The sequence below is a fragment of the Aquisphaera insulae genome (assembly GCF_011064615.1).
GTDB classification, from domain to species: domain Bacteria; phylum Planctomycetota; class Planctomycetia; order Isosphaerales; family Isosphaeraceae; genus Aquisphaera; species Aquisphaera insulae.
The window spans coordinates 21170-44092 of record NZ_JAALJH010000067.1; the positions used below are offsets into that span (position 1 = coordinate 21170).

General features: G+C 65.9%; 18 protein-coding genes and 2 tRNA genes. 11 read left to right on the top strand and 9 right to left on the bottom strand.

Features of this window, described 5'->3' with window-relative positions:
* Positions 1-21: 21 nt before the first annotated feature.
* From G6O54_RS26745 to G6O54_RS26755, 3 genes are all read right to left on the bottom strand, one after another.
* Positions 22-810: a PIN domain-containing protein gene (locus G6O54_RS26745; protein ID WP_165230216.1), complete on the bottom strand. Its 789-nt coding sequence runs from the start codon at positions 808-810 to the stop codon at positions 22-24.
* Positions 810-1508, bottom strand: a complete 699-nt coding sequence (locus G6O54_RS26750) for a hypothetical protein (protein ID WP_165230219.1) — start codon at positions 1506-1508, stop codon at positions 810-812. Before G6O54_RS26750 ends, G6O54_RS26745 begins: the two co-directional genes overlap by 1 nt.
* A gap of 224 nt (positions 1509-1732) precedes the next feature.
* Positions 1733-1805 (bottom strand) — tRNA-Thr (locus G6O54_RS26755).
* A gap of 221 nt (positions 1806-2026) precedes the next feature.
* Between G6O54_RS26755 and G6O54_RS26760 the strand changes: the two genes are divergently transcribed.
* On the top strand, positions 2027-3355 hold the full coding sequence (locus tag G6O54_RS26760) for a hypothetical protein (protein WP_165230222.1): 1329 nt from the start codon (positions 2027-2029) through the stop codon (positions 3353-3355).
* A 20-nt stretch (positions 3356-3375) separates the two neighbouring features.
* Here G6O54_RS26760 and G6O54_RS26765 read toward each other — a convergent pair.
* Both G6O54_RS26765 and G6O54_RS26770 read right to left on the bottom strand, forming a co-directional pair.
* Positions 3376-3448, bottom strand: a tRNA-Thr gene (locus G6O54_RS26765).
* 164 nt (positions 3449-3612) lie between these two features.
* A complete protein-coding gene (locus G6O54_RS26770) occupies positions 3613-5493 on the bottom strand; it encodes an Ig-like domain-containing protein (protein WP_165230225.1) in 1881 nt (626 codons plus the stop codon).
* A gap of 386 nt (positions 5494-5879) precedes the next feature.
* Between G6O54_RS26770 and G6O54_RS26775 the strand changes: the two genes are divergently transcribed.
* The gene (locus tag G6O54_RS26775; RefSeq protein WP_165230228.1) at positions 5880-8123 is read left to right on the top strand and encodes a spermidine synthase; all 2244 of its coding nucleotides are present in this window, start codon (positions 5880-5882) and stop codon (positions 8121-8123) included.
* Between the two features lie 28 nt (positions 8124-8151).
* Here the strand turns inward: G6O54_RS26775 and nusG are convergent, their stop codons facing one another.
* Positions 8152-8778 (bottom strand): transcription termination/antitermination protein NusG, encoded by a 627-nt coding sequence (gene nusG / locus G6O54_RS26780; protein WP_250847105.1) that lies wholly within the window; start codon positions 8776-8778, stop codon positions 8152-8154.
* A gap of 133 nt (positions 8779-8911) precedes the next feature.
* Between nusG and truB the strand changes: the two genes are divergently transcribed.
* From truB to G6O54_RS26795, 3 genes are all read left to right on the top strand, one after another.
* Positions 8912-9790: a tRNA pseudouridine(55) synthase TruB gene (gene truB / locus G6O54_RS26785; RefSeq protein ID WP_250847106.1), complete on the top strand. Its 879-nt coding sequence runs from the start codon at positions 8912-8914 to the stop codon at positions 9788-9790.
* 180 nt (positions 9791-9970) lie between these two features.
* Complete coding sequence (gene hflX, locus G6O54_RS26790) at positions 9971-11272, top strand: GTPase HflX (protein ID WP_165230231.1); 1302 nt, start codon at positions 9971-9973, stop codon at positions 11270-11272.
* 111 nt (positions 11273-11383) lie between these two features.
* On the top strand, positions 11384-12121 hold the full coding sequence (locus tag G6O54_RS26795; protein WP_165230234.1) for a DUF5131 family protein: 738 nt from the start codon (positions 11384-11386) through the stop codon (positions 12119-12121).
* On the opposite strand, the gene G6O54_RS26800 is transcribed toward G6O54_RS26795, so the two are convergent.
* Positions 12116-14800, bottom strand: a complete 2685-nt coding sequence (locus G6O54_RS26800; protein WP_165230237.1) for an amino acid permease — start codon at positions 14798-14800, stop codon at positions 12116-12118. The two genes, G6O54_RS26795 and G6O54_RS26800, sit on opposite strands and share 6 nt — an antisense overlap.
* A 182-nt stretch (positions 14801-14982) precedes the next feature.
* A complete protein-coding gene (locus G6O54_RS26805; RefSeq protein WP_165230241.1) occupies positions 14983-16020 on the bottom strand; it encodes an isocitrate/isopropylmalate family dehydrogenase in 1038 nt (345 codons plus the stop codon).
* Positions 16021-16278: 258 nt separating this feature from the next.
* Between G6O54_RS26805 and G6O54_RS26810 the strand changes: the two genes are divergently transcribed.
* Positions 16279-17424, top strand: coding sequence for a glycoside hydrolase family protein (locus G6O54_RS26810; protein WP_165230244.1), 1146 nt, complete (start codon positions 16279-16281; stop codon positions 17422-17424).
* A gap of 33 nt (positions 17425-17457) precedes the next feature.
* Here the strand turns inward: G6O54_RS26810 and G6O54_RS26815 are convergent, their stop codons facing one another.
* Positions 17458-18000, bottom strand: coding sequence for a bacteriohemerythrin (locus G6O54_RS26815; protein ID WP_165230247.1), 543 nt, complete (start codon positions 17998-18000; stop codon positions 17458-17460).
* 349 nt (positions 18001-18349) lie between these two features.
* Between G6O54_RS26815 and G6O54_RS26820 the strand changes: the two genes are divergently transcribed.
* The 5 genes from G6O54_RS26820 (at position 18350) to kdsA (ending at position 22775) form a co-directional block, all read left to right on the top strand.
* Positions 18350-18616 (top strand): hypothetical protein, encoded by a 267-nt coding sequence (locus G6O54_RS26820; RefSeq protein WP_165230250.1) that lies wholly within the window; start codon positions 18350-18352, stop codon positions 18614-18616.
* 94 nt (positions 18617-18710) lie between these two features.
* Positions 18711-19748, top strand: a complete 1038-nt coding sequence (locus G6O54_RS26825) for a DUF1559 domain-containing protein (protein ID WP_250847107.1) — start codon at positions 18711-18713, stop codon at positions 19746-19748.
* A 338-nt stretch (positions 19749-20086) separates the two neighbouring features.
* Positions 20087-20611 (top strand): hypothetical protein, encoded by a 525-nt coding sequence (locus tag G6O54_RS26830; RefSeq protein WP_165230253.1) that lies wholly within the window; start codon positions 20087-20089, stop codon positions 20609-20611.
* Between the two features lie 128 nt (positions 20612-20739).
* Positions 20740-21795 (top strand): diacylglycerol/lipid kinase family protein, encoded by a 1056-nt coding sequence (locus G6O54_RS26835; protein ID WP_165230256.1) that lies wholly within the window; start codon positions 20740-20742, stop codon positions 21793-21795.
* Between the two features lie 140 nt (positions 21796-21935).
* Entirely contained in the window at positions 21936-22775 is an 840-nt protein-coding gene (kdsA, locus tag G6O54_RS26840; protein ID WP_165230259.1) for a 3-deoxy-8-phosphooctulonate synthase, read from the top strand.
* Positions 22776-22923: the final 148 nt, after the last annotated feature.

A 22923-nucleotide genomic window follows, 5' to 3' on the forward strand; every position in this document is an offset into this window, starting at 1 on the left:
CGGGAATCTCTCATGAACTGATTACGTCGCAGGAGCGGCTGGACCGGTGGGTCCTCCCTGGATTCGTGGTTGGGACCGAATTGCCCCCCATGCGGCTCGAATCGACGTGAAATACTCGAGGCTGACGTTGCGGAAATCACGATCAAGATCGGGGTGGACGTGAGAACTGGTCTTCGCGGCTGCAAAGTCGCTGGTATTCGAACTCACGAAAGCGCGTCGGTGCGAGTGCCCTCCCGCCTTGAGTTGCCGACAAAGCTCCAGGCTCTGTTCGAGGTTCATCGAGTCCTTCACCTCCTTGCAATGCGATGGCCGTATTTTCCCGATCAATCTCCCTATGGCCCGATCGAGGCAAGCACGGTCGCGATCAAGTACCACGGCTGCGTCGAGCAACTCCTCCGCGATCGACCGGCACCTTCTTGAGATCTCCAGGCTGACGGATGCCGTTTCACTCGGAGCGACTTGAGGAAGTATCGCCATCACCTCGCCGAGCCACTTCTGGCTCTCGTTCTGGGCCTCGACCCACCTTCGGAAATTCGACTCAATCCTATCCACATGATCTTTGAATTCGATTGGCACCAATTCCGGCACGACGAGATGAACGGAGCCTTCAAGCGACCTGCGAGCACCTTCGACGAATTCCATCTGGATCGAGTTGCGGACCTCGATCGCAGCGCTCAGATCATCGGCTTTGAACGTCGGAAGCGGTTCTTTTTCCTGGTGGCGAAATAGGTCCACAAACGCACATGTATCAATGAAAATGACTGGAGATGGATTCTCGATAATCCGTCGGGCGGCCTCGACGATCAGCATCAGACCACCTGAAGTTGCTCGGAGTATCGTGACAGAAGGAGGCATTGATCGAAGAAGAGATGGTCTAGCTCCTCCGAGGTTGTCCGGCTCCAGCCTTCCCGAACCAGCCAGTTCACGAATAATCGAGAATCAATGACCGCACCTGCGCGAAAGGTCGTTACCACGAACTCTCGCCATTTCTCTGCTTCCCCATCATTCAACGGCAAGGTCTTTCGCGCAAAATCAGAGAACCCGCGCAGCTTGCTCCTGACCGCGAGCGGCAAATCCCCAAAGAAGATTTCCTCGGGCTCCGGCGCCTTGACGATGGCTCCGGCCGCCATCGCCGCGGGGACGATGGAGTGGTCCACGAGCGAAACGAGGGGTGCCCAGTCGGATTCCTCGAGTGGCCGAGCGGGCCGATCTGGGCCTTCCCGGAACCACACGGTCCCTCCGCGAAGTTGAGTCGGCTGAATCCGGTTTACGGTGACTATGGCGCCGAGATGGTCGGATGCCGGATCTAGTGAATACCAGGCTGGCGTCGCCGGAGAGAAGGCGGATTGAAATGGATTCAGACCGAGCTCGAGAATTTCACTCCGGGTCAACGAGCGCCACCCCGGGGGGAGAGAACGATTCAGCCGATTCAGGACATCGTCGATTTGCGTCGGTGTGCCCGACACCGACCACGCATTCCAGCGCGAACTGGCATCGATGGGTTCCATGCTCTCTCCCCTCAACCAGACTGGAAAGGGCGAACCGTGATGATTCTAACACCCTGGAACAGTCGGAGGGCGTCCTACCTCAAACGGTCCGTGATGCGCTGGCGTCGGGCTACAGCAAAGTCGATGACGAGGCCACCGAGTTGAGCATGATGGAGACTTCGCGTGTGATCTCGAAGGTGTTGGGAGCAGCAACGCCGCGAGTGGAACCCGCGGCGAGGAGTAAGAGCCACCTCAGGGACTCGAACCCTGGACTTCAGCTTTACGAAAGCTGCGCTCTACCAACTGAGCTAAGGTGGCGATGCGATCGTTCGTCGACCGAGAACCATGCTAGCCGACCGTGCGGCGGGGATCAACCGCAAGATCCCGCCGGACGAAGCCCGGTCCGGCGGCCGGGCAGCGGGCCTGGCGGGTTGGAATCGCCTCCAGGGTCGAGTATCGTGGCGGCGACAACGTCCGTCGCCCGCACTCCTGCATCCGCTCCCGTTTGCCCACCCCGCCGAACCACGGAGCCAGCCGCCATGCAGCCACCCCATCCCTCCCGCCGCCACTTCCTCGAAACGACGGCCGTCGCGGTGCTCGGGGCGAATGCCCCGGCGTCGCTCGCCAGCCAGCCCGGCCGCAAGCCCCGCGTGGCCGCGATCGCGACGACCTACTTCTATCTCTCGCACGCCTACCACATCGTCGGCCGATTCATCGACGGTTTCCCCGTCCATCGCGAGGGAGAGGCCCCGGGGGAAGTCCTCCACCGTCCCGAGTTCGAGGTCTCGAGCCTGTTCATCGACCAGACGCCCGACGCCACCGACCTTGGCCGGGCCAAGGCGAAGCGACACGCGATCCGGCTGAGCCCGACGATCGAGGATGCGCTCACCCTCGGCACCGGAAAGCTCGCCGTCGACGCCGTCCTCCTGATCGGCGAACACGGGAACTACCCGGAGAACGAGAAGCTCCAGCGGCAGTATCCCCGCGGCGCCTTCTTCCGCCAGATCCTCGACGTCTTCCGCTCTTCCGGCCGCGTCGTCCCGGTCTTCAACGACAAACATCTCAGCTTCAGCCGGACCGAGGCCCTCCAGATGGTCGACCAGGCGCGGGCACTGAAAGTGCCGTTCATGGCCGGTTCGAGCCTGCCGGTCACCTGGCGCTATCCGGCACTCGAGATTCCCCTTAAGCGTCCCATCCGAGACATCCTGACGGCCTTCTACGGTCCGACGGAACCCTATGGATTCCACGGCCTGGAGATCCTCCAGTGCATGGCCGAGCGTCGCGATCGCAGGGGCAGGTCACAGGGCGCGAAGGCGGTCACCTGTCTTGAGGGAGATGCGGTCTGGGAGGCTGGCGACAAGGGAATCTGGTCGTGGGAGCTGCTGAGGCACGCCCTGGGCCGGAGCCGGACCGTGAACATCGGCGACATCCGCCAGAACTGCCGGGACCTGGGGGTCTCCGGCAAGGGTCCGGTCGGCTTCGTGGTCGATTACGACGACGGCCTTCGCGGCACGGTCTTGCTTCTCAATGGCCACGTCCAGGACGGCACCGTCGCCGTCCGCACGGTGGATGCGAAGGGGAAGGAGACGATCGCCTCGACGTTGACGTACCTCCCGGCGCCGCCGGGTGCCCGCTTCTTCGACCCGCTCGTCCTGCGGATCGAGGACTTCTTCCGGACCGGTCGGCCCCCCTACCCCATCGAGCGCACGCTCCTGACCACCGGAATCCTCGACGCCGCCATGGACAGCCGGATCCGAGGCCACGTCGCCGTCGAGACGCCGGAGCTCGCTGGCATCGACTATGAGGCCCCGGAGGACTCCGGATTCATCCGGGCGCCTCTGACCGATCCGTCGCCCAACCACGTCTGACCGGGTGGTTGGCCAGGAAAAGCCACCTCAGGGACTCGAACCCTGGATTTCAGCTTTACGAAAGCTGCGCTCTACCGACTGAGCTAAGGTGGCGGTGCGTGCATGCCTCGGATGCAGGACATCGTATCGGACGACACTTTGGGGATCAACGGGCGAAGCGGCGCGAACGCTCCGCCCCGACCTACCGCATACCGACACATCCGGGCCGTCCGAGGATCGCGAGTCTGCTCCCGAGTTCCATCCGATCGTTCGCCGCCCTACACGCGCCGGATGGTGACGATCGAGGACCATGCGGATTTGCCGGAGGTATCGGTGGCGCGAACCCGAACCTTGTGCTTGCCCATCGTGAGGGCATCGACCCCGTAGCTCCACGAGAATTGTGGCGAGGTCTCGGCACCGACCAGGTTGCCGTCGACGTAGAGGCTCACCAGGGCCACGGCCACGTTGTCCGTCGCGTTGCCCGCGATCACGATGCTACCGGTCGAGTACTTCGCGTTCATCTTCGGCGCGATGAGCTTGACCTTGGGAGGCTTGCGATCGACGACGTTCTTGACGACGACGGAGTGCTGATCCGTGGACGATGATCCATCGGCATAGTGCGCGATCACCTGCAACGTGTGCGGACCATCCTTCTGCTTCTTGGTGTTCCAGGAGAAGCGGAATGGCGCCTTGTTGCTCGTCCCAATCTGGACACCATCAATCAGGTACTGGACATTCGCTGGCGTCCCGTTAACGGCCTGGACCGAGACCCCAACAACCCCCTTGACCGTCGCCCCGTCGCCCGGGGAGTTGAGCGCCAAACTCGGCTGATCGACGCTCGCGGACGAGACGATCGTCGTCGAGGCCCGATACCGTTCCGTCAGCTGTCCGTCGACGCCGATCACCGAGCCGATCACCGTGAGGGTATGGCTCCCCGCTCCGAGCGGGCTGAACAGGAAGGCCGTGACGGCGGAGTTGGGGGTGATCTGGGGGGAATATCCTACCGGAGCACCTTCGAGGTAGACGCTGACCTGAGAGACCCCGCCGCTCCAAAAGGAGACCTGTAACGGGAACATCGAGCCGGAAATGACGGTCCCGCTCGCGGGGCTGACGATCTGCAGGTCCGCACCGCTCGTCAGGTTGACCTGCACCGGCGCGGAGACGCCGACGTTGCCCGACGCATCGAAAGCCTTCACCACCAGGGTGTGAGGCCCCAGCGTCGTATGGCCGGTCGTCCAGGCGAGCGTGAAGGGGGATTCCCAGGAGTTGCGGGCGAGCGAGCCGTCGACCCAAAGCTGGGTGAAGATCACGGACCGGTCGTCGTCCTGGGCCACATTGACGGACACCATGCCGGAGACCGCGTCGCCGTCGTGGAGGCCGGTGATGGCAACATGCGGCGCCTGATGGTCGGCCGATGGCCCCGCCCAGTAGTCGATCTGGGATTCGACTTGGAGCATCGAGACCGGATTGAGGCTGGCCTGAACCGAGCTCATGAGGCTGGTCAGCGAGGTTCGATACCAGTTGGTGAGCCCCGCGCCGAGGTAGTATTCGTCGGGAGCGACGAGGGCGCTCCAGGAGGCCGCCGGGGGGACTCCCGCGTAAACGTTTCCGCCGGGGACCGCGCCATCCAGATCGTGAATCTGGCCGTCGAGTGGTCCGCTCGTCCCGTAGGAGTACTCGTCATAGAGCCGTCCGAACGAGTGGCAGAACTCATGGGCGAAGACCGGCCCCATCTGGTCGCCGTTGTAGCTCACCGCGACCGAGCCTCCCGAGCCCCCGTAGGTGGACGCGTTGACGAGGACCCCGACCACATCCGTCGGGAACCCGGAGGCGTCGACGATCGAGCGAGCCGTCGCCTCGTTGACCACGAGCAACCGCTCGATCGGCCCGCCGGAATAGGCTGATCCCAGCGACGTGGTGTTCTCGACCGCGTGAACCCGAATCTGATCCGCCCGGCTCTTGAATGGTTCATAGGTCATGAGCGCCGACGCGGCACGGTCCACGTCGGCGTGGAACTGGGCCATGTCCGCGTACCTGTCCCCGATGAACGAGATGTCGAGGTAGCCGTCGTGAGGCAGGCCGATCGTGAGCAGGACGCGCTCCTCCAGCGCATCACACAGGAGGCGAAACCCACGCGCGTGCCGAGATGTGAGGACCATTTTCGAGACCTCCCAGGTGTGGAATCCGGGGTAGGACACCGATGGCTTCGCGAGAGAGATGCTCAAAGTCCGGGGGAGGGTGCAGCCTCGTCACCTCGAGGGCACCGTCCACGCACCGCCGTCATCGAGCGGGGGGTCCGGGAACGACTCCGAGTCGAGTCGGGGGCCGTCAACTTCGGTTGCACCGATTCGTGACGCCACAATTCCATGATATCCCGGCGGGAGTCCACATTCTAGCTGGAGGAGGAGAAAGATCCTCGGCCGGTCGGCTCGGGGCGCGGCGTCCCGGGACTTGCCAGTCGGTCGGAGGGCGGGTCTAATCGGCCCCGTCGGACGAGGGCCTACGGAGGCAGGGCCTTTCGGGAGCTATCTGCGTGGAGGTTCGAGTGGGGGACGATCGCGAATCGAGGAAGGCCGTCGGGACGTCGCGGTGGGTCGAGATCCGCCCGTATCTCGACCTCTTCCTGATCAGCTTCCTGATCCTCTTCGCCGAGTTGGCGTGTATCCGATGGTTTGGCAGCACGGTCGCCTTCCTGACGTTCTTCACGAACATCGTCCTGCTGGCGAGCTTCCTCGGCATGTCGATCGGCCTGATGACGGCCTCCGGCCGGTCGGACCTGACGCGAACCTGGCTGCCGCTGCTGGCGACGGCGGTGGTGATTTCATTGCTGGCGGCTCGAGCCCATGACCACTGGGGCCAACTGGCGATCGAGGTCGGCGGACAGCAGAAGTCGCCGCAGCAGATCTTCTTCGGGGCGGAGAACTCCGGCCGAAACCCGGCGCAGTTCCTGGTGCCGATCGAGGCGGCTGCGGCCTGCTTCTTCGTCCTCATCGCCGCGTCCTTCATCGGCCTGGGGCAGGCGATGGGCCGAGCCTTCGACGCCATCCCGGGCCGCATCGCCGCGTACACGACCGACGTCCTGGGGAGCCTGTTCGGGATCGCCGCCTTCGGACTCTGTTCCTACCAGGAGTTGCCGGCGTATGCCTGGTTCGCGATCATCGGCGCCGCGGGCATAGGCCTGGTCCGAAACCTGACCTGGCCGCAAGCGACGGCCCAGTGGGTGCTCCTCCTGGCCCTGGCCTGGACGGCCTACGACGAAGGGCGACGTGCCGAGGTCTTCTGGTCCCCGTACTACAAGGTCGTCTACGATCCCAGGCTCGGCCTGCTGACGACCAACAACATCGGCCATCAGCAGATGGTGGACGTCCCGAGGACGGGGAGCGCCTACTCGTTGCCCCATCTCATGGCTCGCGACGCCGGGACTGGGGATTTCGCCGACGTGGCGATCATCGGCGCGGGGTCGGGCAACGACGTGGCGGCGGCCCTGGCCTACGGGGCGAAATCGGTGGACGCGGTGGAGATCGAGCCCGTCCTCAACGCGATCGGCCGCCGCGACCATCCGGCCCGCCCCTACGGCGATCCTCGCGTGACGATCCGACTGGACGACGGGAGGAGCTTCCTCCGCCGGACCGAGAAGACCTTCGACCTGATCAAGTACGCCCTGGTGGACTCGCTCGTGCTCCATTCGGGATATACGAGCCTCAGGCTCGAAAGCTTCCTGTTCACCGAGGAGGCGATGCGGGACGTGAAGGCTCGGCTCAAGCCGAACGGCGTCTTCCTGATGTGCAATTACTATCGGCAGGGCTGGGTCATCGGTCGGCTTGTGCAACTGGCGGAGAAGGTCTTCGGGACGAAGCCGCTGGTGATCTCGCTCCCGTATCAGGCGACGATCGACGACCGCGCGGCGGGGGGCTTCACCCTGATCCTGGTCGGGGCTTCGGACGGTTCCCCCGTGGCGAAGATCCGCGAGCGGCTGGAAAGGCATGGGGCCTTCTGGGCGAATGGGGTGCCGTCGAGGAACGGCCCGGTAAATGGGTTCGGCGAGAAGCCCCCGCTCGCAGAAGGGGCAGCGGGCGATTGGCAGAAGATCGCCGAGTCCGCCGTAAACACTCCCGACGTCGCCCCCTTACCGGCGGATGACTGGCCGTTCCTCTACCTCCGCCGGGCTCGGATTCCTGACCTGAATCTCCGTGGCATGGCCATCATCGCGATCCTCTCCGCGTCCCTCCTGATGGCCTTCGCGCCCCGTGGATCGCTGGCTCGGTTCGACGGCCGGATGTTCTTCCTGGGCGCGGGGTTCATGCTCCTGGAGACGAAGGGCGTGGTCCACATGGCGCTCCTCTTCGGGGCGACGTGGGTGGTCAACTCCCTGGTCTTCTTCTCGATCCTGGTGATGATCCTGCTGAGCAATCTCTACGTATCCACCGTCCGGCCGCATAAGCTCTGGCCTTATTACGTCCTGCTGCTGGGCTCGCTGGCGGTTAACGCACTCGTGCCGATGCACGCCTTCCTGGACCTCCCCGGTACCTGGAAGACCTTGGCATCGTGCGCGGTGGTGTTCGTCCCGGTCTTCTTCGCCGGAGTGATCTTCGCCGCCACCTTCCGCGATCGGACGTACCCGGACGTGGCCTTCGGATGGAACGTGGCGGGGGTGGTGCTCGGCGGCCTGAGCGAGAATCTGTCGATGGTGCTCGGCTTCGATCGCCTGCTGCTCGCGGCCGTGGTCTTCTACGCGATCTCCGTCGTCATGGGTCGGCGGGGTACGGCGTCGGTCCTGGCACCTGCCTGACGCCCCTCGACTTGACGCTACGGGGGCGTCAATCCAGGAGCTGTACGACCTGCCAGCCCTCCAGATCGACCGATGCGCCACGGCCCAGGAATCGGACGATTGCGACGAGGCGTTCGCGAGAGGCCTGACGAAGAACGGTACCCTCGATGCCGGCGAGGGGCCCCGATGCGATCCGGATCCGGGCTCCGGCCGGCGCGGCGGGCTCCGGCTGGATGCCGAGGCCGGACGCGATCATGATTCGAACCTGTCGCAGGTCATGCTCCAGGGCCGGCTGATCCCCCACGGCGAGGGCTGCAATCAAGCGTCCTCCGCGGAGCGAGGCGAGTCGATCCTCCTGAGAGCCATACATGAAGAGATAGCCCGGGAAGAGGGGGATGATCGAGCGGACTTTCCGACCCTGCGGAGTCCAGTGCTCACGGACGACCTGGGGGAGATAATACGCGATCCCATGCTTCAGGAGGTCTCTGGCGACCGCCTTCTCCTGTCGCGACCGCGTATGGAGGCACCACCAGGTGATTCCGCATTCCGGAGAAGTCCGCGATCGTCCCGATTTCGATTCGGGCTCGTCCCATAACCACGGCGGGTAGTAATCTGGCTCGGGACGGAGGATCGGCATGGAGGTGTCGCCCAGACCGCGCACCGGTAGCAGATTCATCGTGTCCGCTTCATCGGGTCCACAAACGTGCATCCTAAACGACGCATCGGTAATTTCCAGGATATTTCAGAAAACAAGCGCCGCGGAGCGTCATTCGTCACGCCCGGGCAACACGATGGGAGTGGGAAGGGTCGTGATCGGGATCCTGAATATCAACAAGCCGGTGGGGATCAGCTCGAGGTCGGTCGTGGATCGCGTGGAGCGATTGCTGCCCCGTACGAAGGTCGGTCATGCGGGGACACTGGATCCCCTGGCCTCCGGAGTGCTGGTCATGGGAGTGGGACGAGCGACGCGGTTGGTCGAGACCATCCAGGAGTTGCCCAAGACCTATCGAGCGACGATCCGGCTCGGCGGGCGGAGCGACACCCTGGACGCCGACGGCGAGGTCGTCTGGGAGGAATCTGCGCCCATTCCGACGGTCGAGCAGGTGGATTCGGCCCTGAAGACCCAGGTCGGAACGATCCTCCAGCGGCCGCCCGCGTACTCCGCGATCCGGGTGGGGGGCAAGCGTTCCTACGACCTGGCGCGGGCGGGCCGGGCCACGGAACTCGCCCCGAGGCCCGTCCGAATCGACCGCGTCGAGAGGCTTTCCTACGAATGGCCTCGGCTCGAGCTGGAGGTGGACTGCGGAGGGGGCACGTATATCCGCTCGATCGCCCGGGACGTCGGCGAAGCCCTCGGCTGCGGCGGGTTCATCGAGGTGCTCTGCCGGACCCGCATCGGCATGTTCGCGATCGCCGACTCCCTCAACCCGGACGACCTGACGGAGGAGAACATCCGCGGATCGCTGCTCTCGCCGCGGGCCGCCGTGTCCCACCTGGCGGCGATCCCCCTGGACGACGTCCAGCTCGGCCTGGTGGCGAACGGGCGGCCGCTCGACGCCGCGCGGCTCTCGGTGCGGCCGTCGGCCGACGGTGACGTGGCGCTCATCGCGCCGGACGGCTCGCTGGCGGCGCTCGGGGTGGCGGATCTCGCGATGGGCGCGGTCCGGCCGCGCAAGGTCCTGATCTGAGTCGGGGCGGCCGGAGCCCCTGACCCTCGTCGGACCCTGAACCTGCGATCGATCGCGGGTGTCCGAACCGGCGGGCTCGGGGCCTGACTTTCGTTGACGCCCCCGGGCGACTGGCATAAGATTCCCACGACGGGTCGGTGTCGTGGGTGTGTCCCTTCGCGGAAACGAGGTCAGAACTTCTTGATCGATATCAAGCAAACCGAGCGGCCGGATCAGCACGAGCGGGCGATCCTGGTCGGGGTGATCCTCCCGGAATTCGACGGCAACCCGGAGGACCCTCTCGAGGAGATCCGGGGGCTGGCCAAGACGGCCTCTCTCCAGGTCGTCGGCACGATGCTCCAGAAGCGTCACCAGGTGGACATCGCCACCTACATCGGGTCGGGTAAGGTGGAGGAGCTCAAGGGGTTGGTGGAGGCCCACGAGGCCGATGTCGTCGTCTTCGACAACGACCTTGGCCCGGGTCAGACCCGGAACCTGGAACGGGCCCTGGGGGCCAAGGTCGTGGATCGCACCGAGGTGATCCTCGACATCTTCGCCACCCATGCGAGGACCCATGAGGCCCACCTCCAGGTGGAGCTCGCCCAGCTCGAATATGCGATGCCGAGGTTGAAGCGAATGTGGACGCACCTCTCTCGCTACAAGGGGGGTATCGGCGTCCGCGGACCCGGCGAGAAGCAGCTCGAGGAGGACCGGCGGCTGGTCGGCCATCGGATCCAGGAGCTCAAGGCCAAGCTCGCCAAGATCCAGGCTCGGAAGGAGCGGGAGGTCGCCGGCCGGGCCGACATCCCCACGATCTCGCTCGTCGGCTACACGAACGCCGGCAAGAGCACCCTCATGAACGCCCTCACCGGCGCCGGGGTGCTCGTCGAAGACATGCTGTTCGCCACGCTCGACACCCGCACCCGCAAGTGGCGATTCAAGGGGGGCGGTCAGGCGCTCCTGTCGGATACGGTCGGGTTCATCCGCAATCTGCCGCACGCGCTGGTGGCCTCATTCAAGGCGACCCTGGAAGAGGCCCGCCAGGCCGATCTGCTGCTCCATGTCGTCGACGCCTCCAGCCCCGAGGCCGAGAGTCAGGTGAAGGCCGTCGTCGAGGTCCTCAGGGAGCTCGGCCTCGAAGAGCACCCCACGCTCCTGGTCCTGAACAAGGCGGACCAGGTACCCGACCGCTCGTTCCTGGACGTCCTGCGGGCCCATCACAGGAACTCCGTCACGATCAGCGCTCGCGGCCAGGAAGGCCTCGACGACCTCGAGTCGGCCGTCCGCGAGGCGTTGCTCGAACGCGAGCTCGAGGCGGAGGTGGAGACGGGGGTCTCCAACGGGAGGGTGCTGGCGTACCTCGCCCAGCACGCCCAGATCCAGGACCGGGCCTACGACGAGGACCGCGTCATCCTCAAATGCCGGATCCCGCGGCGGTGCCTGAACTATCTCCAGGAGAACGGGGTCGAGGTCCGCTCCAACGGTCAAAGGATGTATGCATAAAGGAAACGAACCACCGAGGCACAGAGGACACGGAGAAGACACGGAAGCGAAGACAATTCGGACCGAGGGAAGAGATGGGAAACTGAAAAGGAGAGAGAACGAGAGTCCACCTTGAGCGAGCGGACGAAGATTGAGTGGACCGACGCCACCTGGAATCCGATCCGGGGCTGCACGAGGATCAGCCCCGGATGCGTCCATTGCTATGCCGAGACCTTCGCGGAGCGCTTCCGGGGTGTGCCTGGGCATCCCTATGAGCAGGGCTTCGACCTGCGGCTGGTCCCGGAGAAGCTCGACGAGCCGCGGCGGCGGAAGTCCCCTCGGATGGTTTTCGTCAACTCGATGAGCGACCTCTTCCACAAGGACGTCCCCGAAGAGTACATCATCCGGGTTTGCCGGGTCATGCAAGAGGCGAACCGGCACACCTTCCAGGTCCTGACCAAGCGATCCGAGCGGATGCGAGACCTGCTCCAGGGGCCGCTCGGGTTCGCGGCCGAGGCTCCGCACATCTGGTTCGGCGTGAGCGTGGAAGATCGGAAATACGGCCTCCCCCGCATCGAGCACCTTCGCGATGCCCCGGCGGGACTGCGGATGCTCTCGGTCGAGCCGCTCCTGGAGGACCTCGGCACGCTCAACCTGAACGGCATCGGCTGGGTGATCCTTGGCGGCGAGAGCGGCCCACGCGCCCGGCCGATGGCCATCGAATGGGCGCGCTCCATTCGGGACCAGTGCCAGGAGCAGGGCGTCCCCTTCTTCTTCAAGCAGTGGGGGGGCGTGCGCAAGGCGAAGGCCGGCAGAGAGCTCGACGGCCGAACTCATGACGAACGGCCGCCCGTCCACGCCGACTCATGACCCGTTGGCGGGGGCGTTCTCGGCGCCGCCGGAGGCGATGCTCTTGGGGGCGAAGCCGAGGATGACGCGGCACGGGGCATGCTCGAGGACGTACTTCGTGTTGGAGGCGAAGGCCGTGGTATCGCCGCGACGATAGACCCCGCGCAGGCTCATGAAGATGGCGTCGAACTTCCCCTCGACGGCGGCCTTGACGATCTGGGGTCCGGGATCGCCGGTCGCGACCATCGACTCGACCGTCCGACCGAGCTCGCGAGCCCGAAGCGTCCCGCGCTCGAGGATCCGCTTGGCCTCGCCGACGACGGCCTCCGGCGTCTCGTCGGGATCCTCGCCGGCCTCGGCGATGTCGATGAGCGTCACGCCGATGGCCGGATCCAGGAAGCTCATGACCGTATCGAGGAAGTCCGCCGAGAGCGGGCTGCCGTCGTAGGCCATCAACAGGCGTTCCACGCCGTGCCAGCTCTTGCGGAGCTCGATGAGCTGACGGGCGACGTCGGCGGCCGCGGCGCCCGGCTTGGGGATCTGGCTGCCGCCGGCGACGTCGAGGCGGACGTCCTTGTTGCCGCCGAGGACGCGGATGGACAGGGGGTCGGCCTTCTTGCCGCAGGCGTTGATCCAGTAGAGCGCCACCTGGTCGAGCTGGTCCTCAGGGGGAAACTTGTTGGACATCCCCATGATTAGCTCCTGGGCGCCGATCGTCCGGGCCGTCTGGACCATCGCGTAGAAGGGCTCGTTAGTGGGCACGATGAGGGGCTTCACCGTCTTGCCCACGTGCTCCGCCATGTTGACCACGGCGGTGAGGAGCTGGCGATCGTACTCGGTGATCGTCGGGGTGAAGTCGGAAGAGCCCTTGGGGAGGACGACGGCCGTCATCACGACCACGTCGGTCGTCTCCGGGTCGGTCTCGTTGAGGCACTGCTCGAGCATCCCCAGGTTGTGAGGCGAGCGGATCGCCACCAGCTTGCGGTAGGGATGGGTCAGGTTCAGCGACGCGACGCTGAGCTGGTCGGCCTCACTCTGATTGAACTGCTCGAGGTGCTCGTGCTCCCCGTGCCCCCTCCCCAGGCGGCGGTGATGCCAACGCTCGCTGATCCAGAAGACCGCGTAGAAGGCGGCCGTGAACAGGATGCCCGTGATCGTGGCGACCTCCTTGGTCAGGAGGTTGGTGATCGCGCACAGGGCCAGCACCAGGAAGATCAGGGTCATGCCCAGCGGTATGTCGTACTTCCCGACCGTGAAGTTGAGCGGGACCTCGTATTCGCGATGCCCCGGCTTCTTGAAGCGGAGTACCAGCATCGAGAGCGACATGAACACGAAGCTCCAGACGACGCCGAACGCATACGCCTCGCCCAGGGCCAGCACGTCGCCCCGGCTGAGCACGATCGTGACCACCTGGAGGATCACGACCAGGTTGATGAGCCTCGACGAGGTCCCGAACTTGGGGTGCGGCTTCAGGAACCAGTCGGGGAGGACGCCATCCTCGGAGACCCGGTTGAGGACGCCGTTGGAGCCCACGATCGCGGTGTTCACGGCGCCCGAGAGGATGAGCGAGCCGACCAGCACGACCAGGATGTTGAGCAGCAGCTTGGCCCACTGCGGGCCGACGACGCTCATCGCCAGGCCGCCGATCAGGTTCCCGCTGTACTGCGACATCCGCACGTCATCGGGGATGATCATGACCGCGAAGAAGCTGATCAGGGTCGTCAGGAGCATGCTGTAGAGGAAGACGATGAACGCCGCGCGTTTGAAATTCGTGAGCTTGGGGCTCTCGACCTCGCGATAGACCTGCGCCAGGGTCTCCTCTCCGCTCATCGCCAGGATCGAGTGGCCGAACGAGACCAGGATGCCGAACATCCCGATCAGGCCCCACCAGTTGCCGTTGATCTCGTTGGGGCGGAGCTGCTCGCCGAGCTTCGTCTCGCCGACGATCCCCAGCGGGTCGACCTGCTTGCCGAACGGATCCGGGATCGCCTTCCCCTCGGCATCCACCTTCTTCGAGAGGTCGGGCGTGATCGGCGGCAGGTGTCGCTTCTCGGGCTGGACGGCCAGAGTGACGAGGCACCAGACGATCATGATCACCGCCATGACCGTGGTCGCCCCCATGATCCGCAAGGCCTGGTCGCTCGACTCGTGGATGCCCCGGGTGTTGACCCTCCAGAAATAGGCCGTGATCCCCAGCGCGATCAGCACGGAGAGCCAGTTCTGCGCGGCCATGAGCGCGCTGCCCGGGCCGAGGTGGAACAGCTCGTTGACCAGGCCGATCACGTACTGCCCGGCCGTCACGCCGCTGATCGGCCCGGTGAGGATGTAGTCGAACAGCAGGGCGGAGACGGCCAGTCGCGCCAGCTTGCCCCCCATGGCCTCCTTGACGATCCGGTAGACGCCGCCGCGCACGAACATGGCGCAGCTCTCGATGTAGACACTCCGCACCGCGTAGCTGAAGAGCATCACCGCGAGGATGAACCAGGGGGCCGCCTTGCCGATCTGGGACTCGACGATGCCGCCGATGTAATAGGCCGTGCTGGCCAGGTCGCAGAGGACGATGGCGGCGGTCCGCCAGAACGAAATGAACGTGAACATCACGCTCGTGACGACGAGGACCTGTGAGGGGGAGGGTCCTCGTCGAGGGCGCTGCGCGGGGTCGTCGCCGGCGGACATGGGGTGGGGGTCCTGCGGATCCATCGCTCATTCCCGGCTCGAGGGCGGACGCGAGTCGCGTCGCCGGACTGGTCGTGCCGGGCGAGTCGTGCGGGCCGTCTTTCCGGCCGCTGCGAAGATGGTGATTAGACGGCCGCGACCCACCGCCGTCAAGGGGCTGGACGCAGCAAGATCTTGCAAGCTCCGGGAGTTAGGGAATCCGTCCCCTACTTCGTCCCGGTCCCGGCCAGGCGACGGCTCACCTCGGCCGCGACGGCCGCGGTGAAGCTCTCGGTGGTCTCCTTGCCGCCGAGGTCGCCGGTGCGGACGCCCTCGCGGAGGAGGTCCAGGGTCGCAACCTTGACGGTGCGGCCGACCTCGATCTCGCCCACCTGGTAGAGGAGCAGGGAGAGTGCCAGGAAGATGGCGGTGGGATTGGCCTTGTTCTGGCCGGCGATGTCCGGGGCGGTCCCATGGGCGGCGTCGAAGAGCGCGACGCGAACCACGGCCGCCGCGTCGAAGGCGAGATTCGCGCTGGCGCCGATGCCGAGCGAGCCCGCCAGGCCGCACGCCATGTCGGAGAGGAAATCGCCGTATTCGTTGAGGACCAGGACGATCTGGAACTTCTCCGGCGCCATGATCACCTTGCCGAGCAGGGCGTCGAACAGCTCGGTGGAGTGGGCCACCTCCGGGAACTGGCGCGCGACCTCCGTGGCCACCCGCTCGAAGAGGCCGTCGGTCGCCTTCTGGATCGTGTACTTGGAGGAGCTCGTCACCTTCTTGCCGGTCTTCCGGGCCAGGGTGAATGCGTACCGTGCCGCCTCCAGGACCGGCCTGCGCTCGACGATCCGCAGGCTGACGGCGCCGTCCTCGCCGATCATCCGACCGGGGTCGTCGTAGGTGCCCCCGGTGGCGATCCGCACGATGTCCAGGTCGAGCTCGCGGCGGAAATTGCTCGGGACCCCCGGGATCGTGTAGACGGGCCGGTGGATCACGCTGAGATCGAGCCGTCGCCGCAGGACCTGGTTCGGGGACTCCTCCGCCGTGGTCGTGGGGTACTTGAGGGCCACTCGCGTCTCGGTCACGGCCTCGACGGCCTCGTCGTAGATCGCCGCCTTCTTCGCCCGCCGGTTCTCCAGCCTGATGTCCACCGGCCGGAATTGCAGGTCCACCGGCAGCGCCGCGGCCAGCTCGTGGATCGCCCGCGAGAGCTCGGCGCCGATCCCGTCGCCCAGCAGCTCCGTGACCTGATACGTGGGTCGCATCGTCCCGCAACACTCCTGATGAAACAAGGCCGACCGGGTGAGGTCGAGGCTCGGCAGGTGCCTCATCGGGGGAGGCCGCTCGCCTCGGGCGGTCGCGGTTGATCTCCCGATTGTACGGCCGTGCCGATCGGAGCGTCAAACGGCGCGCGGACGCGGTCCCGCCGACCGATGGACCCCGCGTCGGCCGCTGGCACTTCGCTCGCCGGCGCGTTAAGGTCCGGCGATCGGGCCACGAGGCCACCCAACCCGGAGTTGCTCATGCTCGCTCGATTCACGGGTCGCGGAGCGATCGGATCGCCGCCTGGACTCCTCGCCGCCGTGTCCCTCCTGGTCATGCTGGCGGCAGGGAAGCCGCTCCTCGCCGAGGATGGCCGCGAGGCCATCGATCGCGCCACGCTCGACCGATGGTCGAAGCCTTACCGGGGGTGGACGTACCACCCCGAGTTCGTGATCCCGTCCAGTCCGGAGATCGATGGTGCCGCCCGGATCCTGGGCACGGATTGCCCCACCATATTCCAGATCCCCGGTGATGATCGTTTCTTCATGAGCTTCATCGGCTTCGACGGCAAGGGCTACCAGTCCTTCGTCGCCGAGAGCCGCGACCTGATCCGCTGGGAGCACCATCGCCTGGCCATGGGCTACGGGCCGGAGGGCTCATTCGACCACGGCGGACGCGTCATCGGGGCCTTCCTGCTCCAGTCCTATGACGTGAAATCCCCCCGGCTCTTGAAGAGGCGCGATGCCAAGTTCTGGACGCTCTACGGCGCCTACCCGAGGCAGGGAGGCTACGAGCTCCGCCCGGGCTATGAAGGAGTGGCGACGAGCGTGGACGGCCTCACCTGGCGGCGGGAGAAGGAGGCACCCATCCTCTCGGTGCACGATCCGGACGTCGGCGAGTGGGAGCGGAGCTGCATCTATCAGCCCTGGCTCGTGGAACACCGCGGCCGGTTCTTCAACTTCTACAACGCGGCCGACGGCGGGACCGAGCAGTCGGGCCTGGCCCTCTCCACGAACCTTCTGGACTGGATGCGGTATCCGGCCAACCCCGTGCTCCGCAACCATCCCGGGGGCTTCGACGCCGACTTCTGCTCCGACCCGAAGGTGTACCGCGACGGCGATCACTGGATCATGTTCTATTTCGGCGTCGGCCGCGGGGCCGCACATATCATGGCGGCCTTCTCGCGCGATCTCGTCCACTGGACGGCCCACCCGGAGCCGCTCTACAAGGCGGGCGGGCATCCTCGCGGCCTGGACCGGCAGCACGCGCACAAGGCCTCGCTCGCCTTCAACCCGCGCAACGAGACCTTCTATCTCTTCTACGACGCCGTCCCGGGCACCCCCGGCCCGACCGGCGGCCGGGGCATCGCCCTGCTGACCAGCAGGCCGATCGGCGCCCCACGTTGAATCGCTCGAGGCTCATCGCCGAGGGAAGCCCGGTCATGAATGGGACCGGTCTCCGACGCACTCGCGCAGCTTGACATCGATCGTGCAGATGTGGGTCTGGATCCAGTTGCCGAGCATCTGCTCCACCTTCACCAGGTCCGCCAGCGAGAGCTTCCCCTCCGTGATATGACCCTTCACCGCCGCGATTTCCCGCCGCAGGCCGTTATGGGCCGAGAGGTTGGAGATGGCGGCCGGGCATCGGTGCTGGGTCATGCACTCTTCCTCGCACTTGAAGTGCGTCTCCGTGTACTCGGCCAGGAAGCCGAGCAGGCGGATCGCGGTGGCCTGGCCCTTGCCGTGCGCCATCGCGTCGTGAAACTCATTGAATCGTCGGATCAGCTCCTGATGCTGGTCATCGACCAGCTTGAAACCGGTGCTCATCCGATCGGCGTTCCAGGCGATTCCCATGGCGATGATCCCATGACGTCGGGCCCAGGATTCCGGTCGCCATTCCAGCGTCAACGACTGCGTCCACATCGACGACCGGCGGAGTATCGTGTTCGAGAAGCACCCGGCGGCGTCGCCGTCCACTTCCATCCATAAGCGTACACCTTATCGATGGCGACGGAAAGGGTCTCTCCCGAGGGAGCCCGGCGCCGGGTTCATCGTGGGGGTGCGAGGCACGATCCTTGACATTCCGAGATGCGAGTCCGAATACTATCATTCTCTCCTCACGAGCTTGCCCACGCCCCGCCCGCCGTATCGTGCCCCTCGTCAGGCCCGAGATCCGCGAAAGGGAACAGAGCAGCGACCTTCGGCCCTCGGCTTGCCCCGCTCGCGGCGCGGTCGAGGTTCCTTTCGTGACTTCCGGATCATGGAGCTTCTCGCGCGCCCGACGATGACGGGCCGGACGGTCGCGCCACGTACCTTCGCGGGAGTGTTGACGGTGGATCGAACTTCAGTGGTTTCGCCGGCGTCGGATCGCGCCTGTTGGCGCCCGGCCGTGCTGCTCGGGGCGTTCCTGGCCATCGCCGGATGTGCTCCGGCGGAGGTCGGGAGCATCGACATGGCCAGGTCGAAGGCGATCGCGGCGGAGCGAGGGATCGGCCCGGGAGGCGGCGGCCCGACGGTGCCGGCGGGCAAGTCGAAGAAGGGCGCCTCGGCCCGGCCGAGCCAGCCTGGCTCCTCTCCCGTCGCCCCCGCGCCCCGGTGAACGCAGGTATCTTCCCCGCCGGGCTTGAATCCTCTCCGGAAGCTTGTTCCAGGCTGATCACGTTCATCTTCCTTGATCAAGAGAGACATTGCGCATGCAATCCCTGACTCGTCGCGAGCGTTCCTCGGGCTTCACGCTGATCGAACTGTTGGTCGTGATCGCGATCATCGCCGTCCTGATCTCGCTCCTCCTGCCGGCCGTGCAGTCTGCCCGGGAGGCTGCCCGGAGGGCGCAGTGCACCAACAACCTCAAGCAGATCGGCCTGGCGACGGCGACTTATGAATCCGCGTCCGGCGTGTTCCCGCCGGGGCACCTCGGCGCCCCGGTCTGGGCGGGAGTGTATTATTCGGGGCCCAGCGTGTTCCCGCATATTCTGCCGCAGATGGAGCAGTCGGCAGTCTACAACGCGATGAACTTCGCACTCTCGGTCCATGATGCCCAGAACTCGACCATCGCGGGGATCGTCGTCTCCGCGCTCGCCTGTCCGAGCGACCCGTCGGCCCTGGAACTCACGACGCTGACGGCCAATTACGCCAAAGGCGGCATGCAGGCGCACTCCAATTACGCCGCTTGCCGGGGGCTCTGGTTCATCGAGTCCCGCGAGAACCCCGCCGACCCGTGCATCCCCACGCTCTCGGCCTCGGCTTACGGGGTCATCTATCCCAACAGCGCGGTCCGCTACTCGGGCATCACCGACGGATCGAGCAACACGATGACCTATTCGGAACAGGCCCTCGGCATGATCAGCCCCTCCAGCCGCGGCGATTACGGCCTCTGGCAGAACGGGTACTGGTACTATTCGCACTTCGATACGTCCCTGGCCCCCAACGCCTGCAAGCAGCTCAAGGATCAGATCAACAACGGCTGGTGGTGGGTCATGAACTTCGACGCCTCGAGCTTCCACCCCGGCGGCGTCAACGCCGCGTTCGCCGACGGGTCGGTGCGGTTCATCAAGGACAGCATCAATTCCTGGCCGGTGGACAATACCCCTTCCGGGTATGCCACGCCCATCGGAGTCAACTCCTGGGCGGGCAGTTGCGGGGACTGGAATCTCGGGACGGCCAAGCCCGGAGTCTGGCAGGCCCTGTCCACCCGAGCCGGCGGCGAGGTCCTGAGCGCCGACCAGTATTGAACGACGCGGCCGGGCCATGCGAATCGGGATGACGGGCGCATCTCGTTCGATCGATGCGACCGTCGTCACCGACTCGCCTCGGCCCCTTCCGAATGGGACCCAACGTCAACGGACCGGAAAAGGGACGGGCGTGGAATTGGCAGGATCCCGGAAAGCAGGGTATATTGGGTTAACTTCAACCGGGATGCCGGAATGGCCCTGCCGTGTCTTCCTTCGGGCCGAGTGAAGCTCGAGCTCCCCTGGCTGCACCGGCCGATCCAGGCATGGTCGAGATTTGATGCCGTCTCGGACACCATCCACCGAATTCCTGCTCCCAGTCTCCTGGTAGGAGAGGACCGATGTCCACCGCGGGTAAGGTTCTGATCGTTCTCATCGTCCTGGCGACCATCGGTTGGATGTTCCTCGCGGCCGGAGTGGACGAGCTCAACCGCAATGCCAACAACACGCTCGTGGAGCTGGAAAAGAAGATCGAGCAGCTCCAGTTGGACGTGAAGACGGCACAGGCCAGCGTCGCGAAATTCAAGGATCAGAGCACCATCCTGCAGGAGAGGATCGACCGCGAGGCGGCCGTCCTGTTCTCTCGTCATAATGACGTCCAGCGCATCGCGTCCAAGGTCCGCGACGAGCTCGCCCGCGTCCAGTACGAGCTTTCCGTGGTCCAGGAGCACGCCGAGGGCGCCAAGCGGTCCCAGGGGCAGCGGGCCGAGGAGGTCGCCAATGAGACGCGGAATCTCGCCAAGGACCGCGAGACCGTGGAAGGGCTCAAGGCGAAGGACAAGGAGCTCGTGGATCGCTTGACCCAGCTTCGCGACCAGTTCAAGAAGACCGTGACGGCCAATACCGAGGCACTCACCCGTCGCTGAGCGGAATCGAGGCGACGTCCAGGAGGGATCGAGGCGCGGGACCGTTCGGGAAACCGATCGGCCCCGCTCGTCCTTTAGGAGATGGCGCCAGCGCAGACGATGCTGCCCGGCGGCCCGGAGAACACCCTTTGGAGTATTCGCCATCGAGCGCCGGACGGTCATCGGTCGAGACTCCGCCGCGTGACTGGGTGGGAATCGTCGCCAATCGCGGCTCGGGTCGGGGAGCCGGCCAGGCCCTGGTTCGGAGACTCTGCCGCGAGCTGAGCGCGCGTGGGCTGGGAACGGAAATCGCCTGGACGCCCGACGAACGGCGCACGCTCGTGGCCGGGGCCGATCGGTCATCCGGCTGCCGTTGCCTGGTGGCCGTCGGGGGCGACGGCACGGTTTCGGCGCTGGTCAACGATCAGCCCAGGGTGCCGATCACCGTCCTCCCCTCCGGGACCGAGAACCTGGCTGCCCAGCACTTCAAGCTGAGGCGGAACCCAGCCTGGCTGGCGCGCGTGATCGCCGCCGGGCACGTGGAGCGGGTGGATGTCGGCTCCGCGGCGGGCCGGCGGTTCCTCTTGATGGTCGGCTTCGGTTTCGACGGCGACGTGGTGAGCCGTCACCATCGGGCCAGGACGTCCTCGGGACGCGTCAAGCCGACCCATCGCGCCGCATACGTGGAACCGATCCTCCGGTCGAGCCTCTTCTATCGATTCCCGCCGATCACCGCCCGGATCCTCGACGTCGGCGCGGAGGAAGAACTCTCGGGCACGACCATCTTCGTCTTCAACCTGCCGCGATACGCGCTGGGGCTCCCGTTCGCTCCGCAAGCCCGGCAGGACGACGGGCTCCTGGACCTGGTGATCTTCCGCGACCCCGGTCCGTTCCGAGCTCTCTATTACCTCTGGAGGGTCTTCCGCGGCACCCACCTGGACCATCCCGGCGTCTTCCACCGCAGGGTCCGCCGACTGCTCGTCAGCTCGGCCGAATCCGTCCCCGTCCAGCTCGACGGGGATCCGGCCGGCACCCTGAGTGCTGAATCGGGCCCGGACGAACGGGCGACCGAAACGTCAGTCGGCGAACCAGGCTGGGTCATGGAGGTCGTCCCGGGGGCGCTACAAGTCCTGGTTGCCTCGCCGCATCTCGATGCCTCGCAGGGGCTTGCCCTTCCCCTGGCCAGGGGTTACCGGCCCCGATGAACTATCAGTAAGGCGATCGGTTCGCGTCCCCGGCCCGGCCGCTTCCCCTCGCCAGGGCGGGGCGGGCCGGCTAGAATCCGACTTCATCCACGGGCACGAGGCCCCAGGTGCGTGATCCAACGCAGGGAAAGGAGTCAGGCGTGGTCGATTCGATCCCCAATCCCGTCGCGGTCGGAGAGGTGCGGATCGGCAAGGGGAGCCGGCTGGCTCTCATCGCCGGCCCCTGCGTGATGGAGCCGAATGACCTCACGATGCGGATCGCCGTCCGACTCCGGGAGATCTGCGATCGGTTGGAGGTGCCGCTGATCTTCAAGGCCTCGTTCGACAAGGCCAATCGGACCTCGGTGAGCAGCTACCGGGGCCCGGGGCTCGCGGAAGGGATGAAGGTGTTCCAGCGGGTGAAGGCCGAGACCGGGCTCCCCGTAACCACCGACGTCCACGAGACGCACCAGGCCACGACGATCGCGGAGACCGTGGACCTGCTCCAGGTCCCGGCGTTCCTCGCCCGCCAGACCGACCTCCTGGAGGCCGTGGCGGCGACCAGGCGCCCCGTCAACGTCAAGAAGGGGCAGTTCATGGCCCCCTGGGACATGAACAACGTGGTGACCAAGCTGATCACGTTCGGATCGGCCGGGGCGATCCTGACCGAGCGCGGGACGACATTCGGTTACGGCCGGCTGGTCAACGACTTCCGGGCGATCCCTCAGATGCAGGAGACCGGCGCACCGGTGGTCTTCGACGCCACCCATTCCGTCCAGCTCCCCGGTGCCGGCACGGGCGGGACCACCACGGCCGGCCAGCGCGAGATGATCCCGACGCTCGCTCGGGCGGCGGTCGCGGCGGGTTGCGATGCACTCTTCGTCGAGGTCCATCCGGACCCCGACCGGGCCCTTTCCGACGGCCCCAACTCCTTGCGGCTCGAGGACCTCGAGCCGCTGCTCAGGACCTGCCTGCGAATCCGCCAGGCGATCGGCGACTGAATCGCGAGGCTAGGCGACGGCGGCGCGACCCGCCCGAGTTCGAGCGTCGACGAACACTCGGCCGGCCTGAGGCGTACGACTTCTGTCGCCGTTCGGGCCGCTCTACCCTCGATGCGCGCCGGCGAAATCCGCACAATGGGATGATCCC

Excerpts from the sequence above, each read along its gene's own strand:
- G6O54_RS26745 (WP_165230216.1), bottom strand. The coding sequence starts at position 810 with ATGCTGATCGTCGAGGCCGCCCGACGGATTATCGAGAATCCATCTCCA.
- G6O54_RS26750 (WP_165230219.1), bottom strand. The coding sequence starts at position 1,508 with ATGGAACCCATCGATGCCAGTTCGCGCTGGAATGCGTGGTCGGTGTCG.
- G6O54_RS26760 (WP_165230222.1), top strand. The coding sequence starts at position 2,027 with ATGCAGCCACCCCATCCCTCCCGCCGCCACTTCCTCGAAACGACGGCC.
- G6O54_RS26770 (WP_165230225.1), bottom strand. The coding sequence starts at position 5,493 with ATGGTCCTCACATCTCGGCACGCGCGTGGGTTTCGCCTCCTGTGTGAT.
- nusG (WP_250847105.1), bottom strand. The coding sequence starts at position 8,778 with ATGAATCTGCTACCGGTGCGCGGTCTGGGCGACACCTCCATGCCGATC.
- G6O54_RS26800 (WP_165230237.1), bottom strand. The coding sequence starts at position 14,800 with ATGGATCCGCAGGACCCCCACCCCATGTCCGCCGGCGACGACCCCGCG.
- G6O54_RS26805 (WP_165230241.1), bottom strand. The coding sequence starts at position 16,020 with ATGCGACCCACGTATCAGGTCACGGAGCTGCTGGGCGACGGGATCGGC.
- G6O54_RS26810 (WP_165230244.1), top strand. The coding sequence starts at position 16,279 with ATGCTCGCTCGATTCACGGGTCGCGGAGCGATCGGATCGCCGCCTGGA.
- G6O54_RS26815 (WP_165230247.1), bottom strand. The coding sequence starts at position 18,000 with ATGGAAGTGGACGGCGACGCCGCCGGGTGCTTCTCGAACACGATACTC.
- G6O54_RS26825 (WP_250847107.1), top strand. The coding sequence starts at position 18,711 with ATGCAATCCCTGACTCGTCGCGAGCGTTCCTCGGGCTTCACGCTGATC.
- G6O54_RS26830 (WP_165230253.1), top strand. The coding sequence starts at position 20,087 with ATGTCCACCGCGGGTAAGGTTCTGATCGTTCTCATCGTCCTGGCGACC.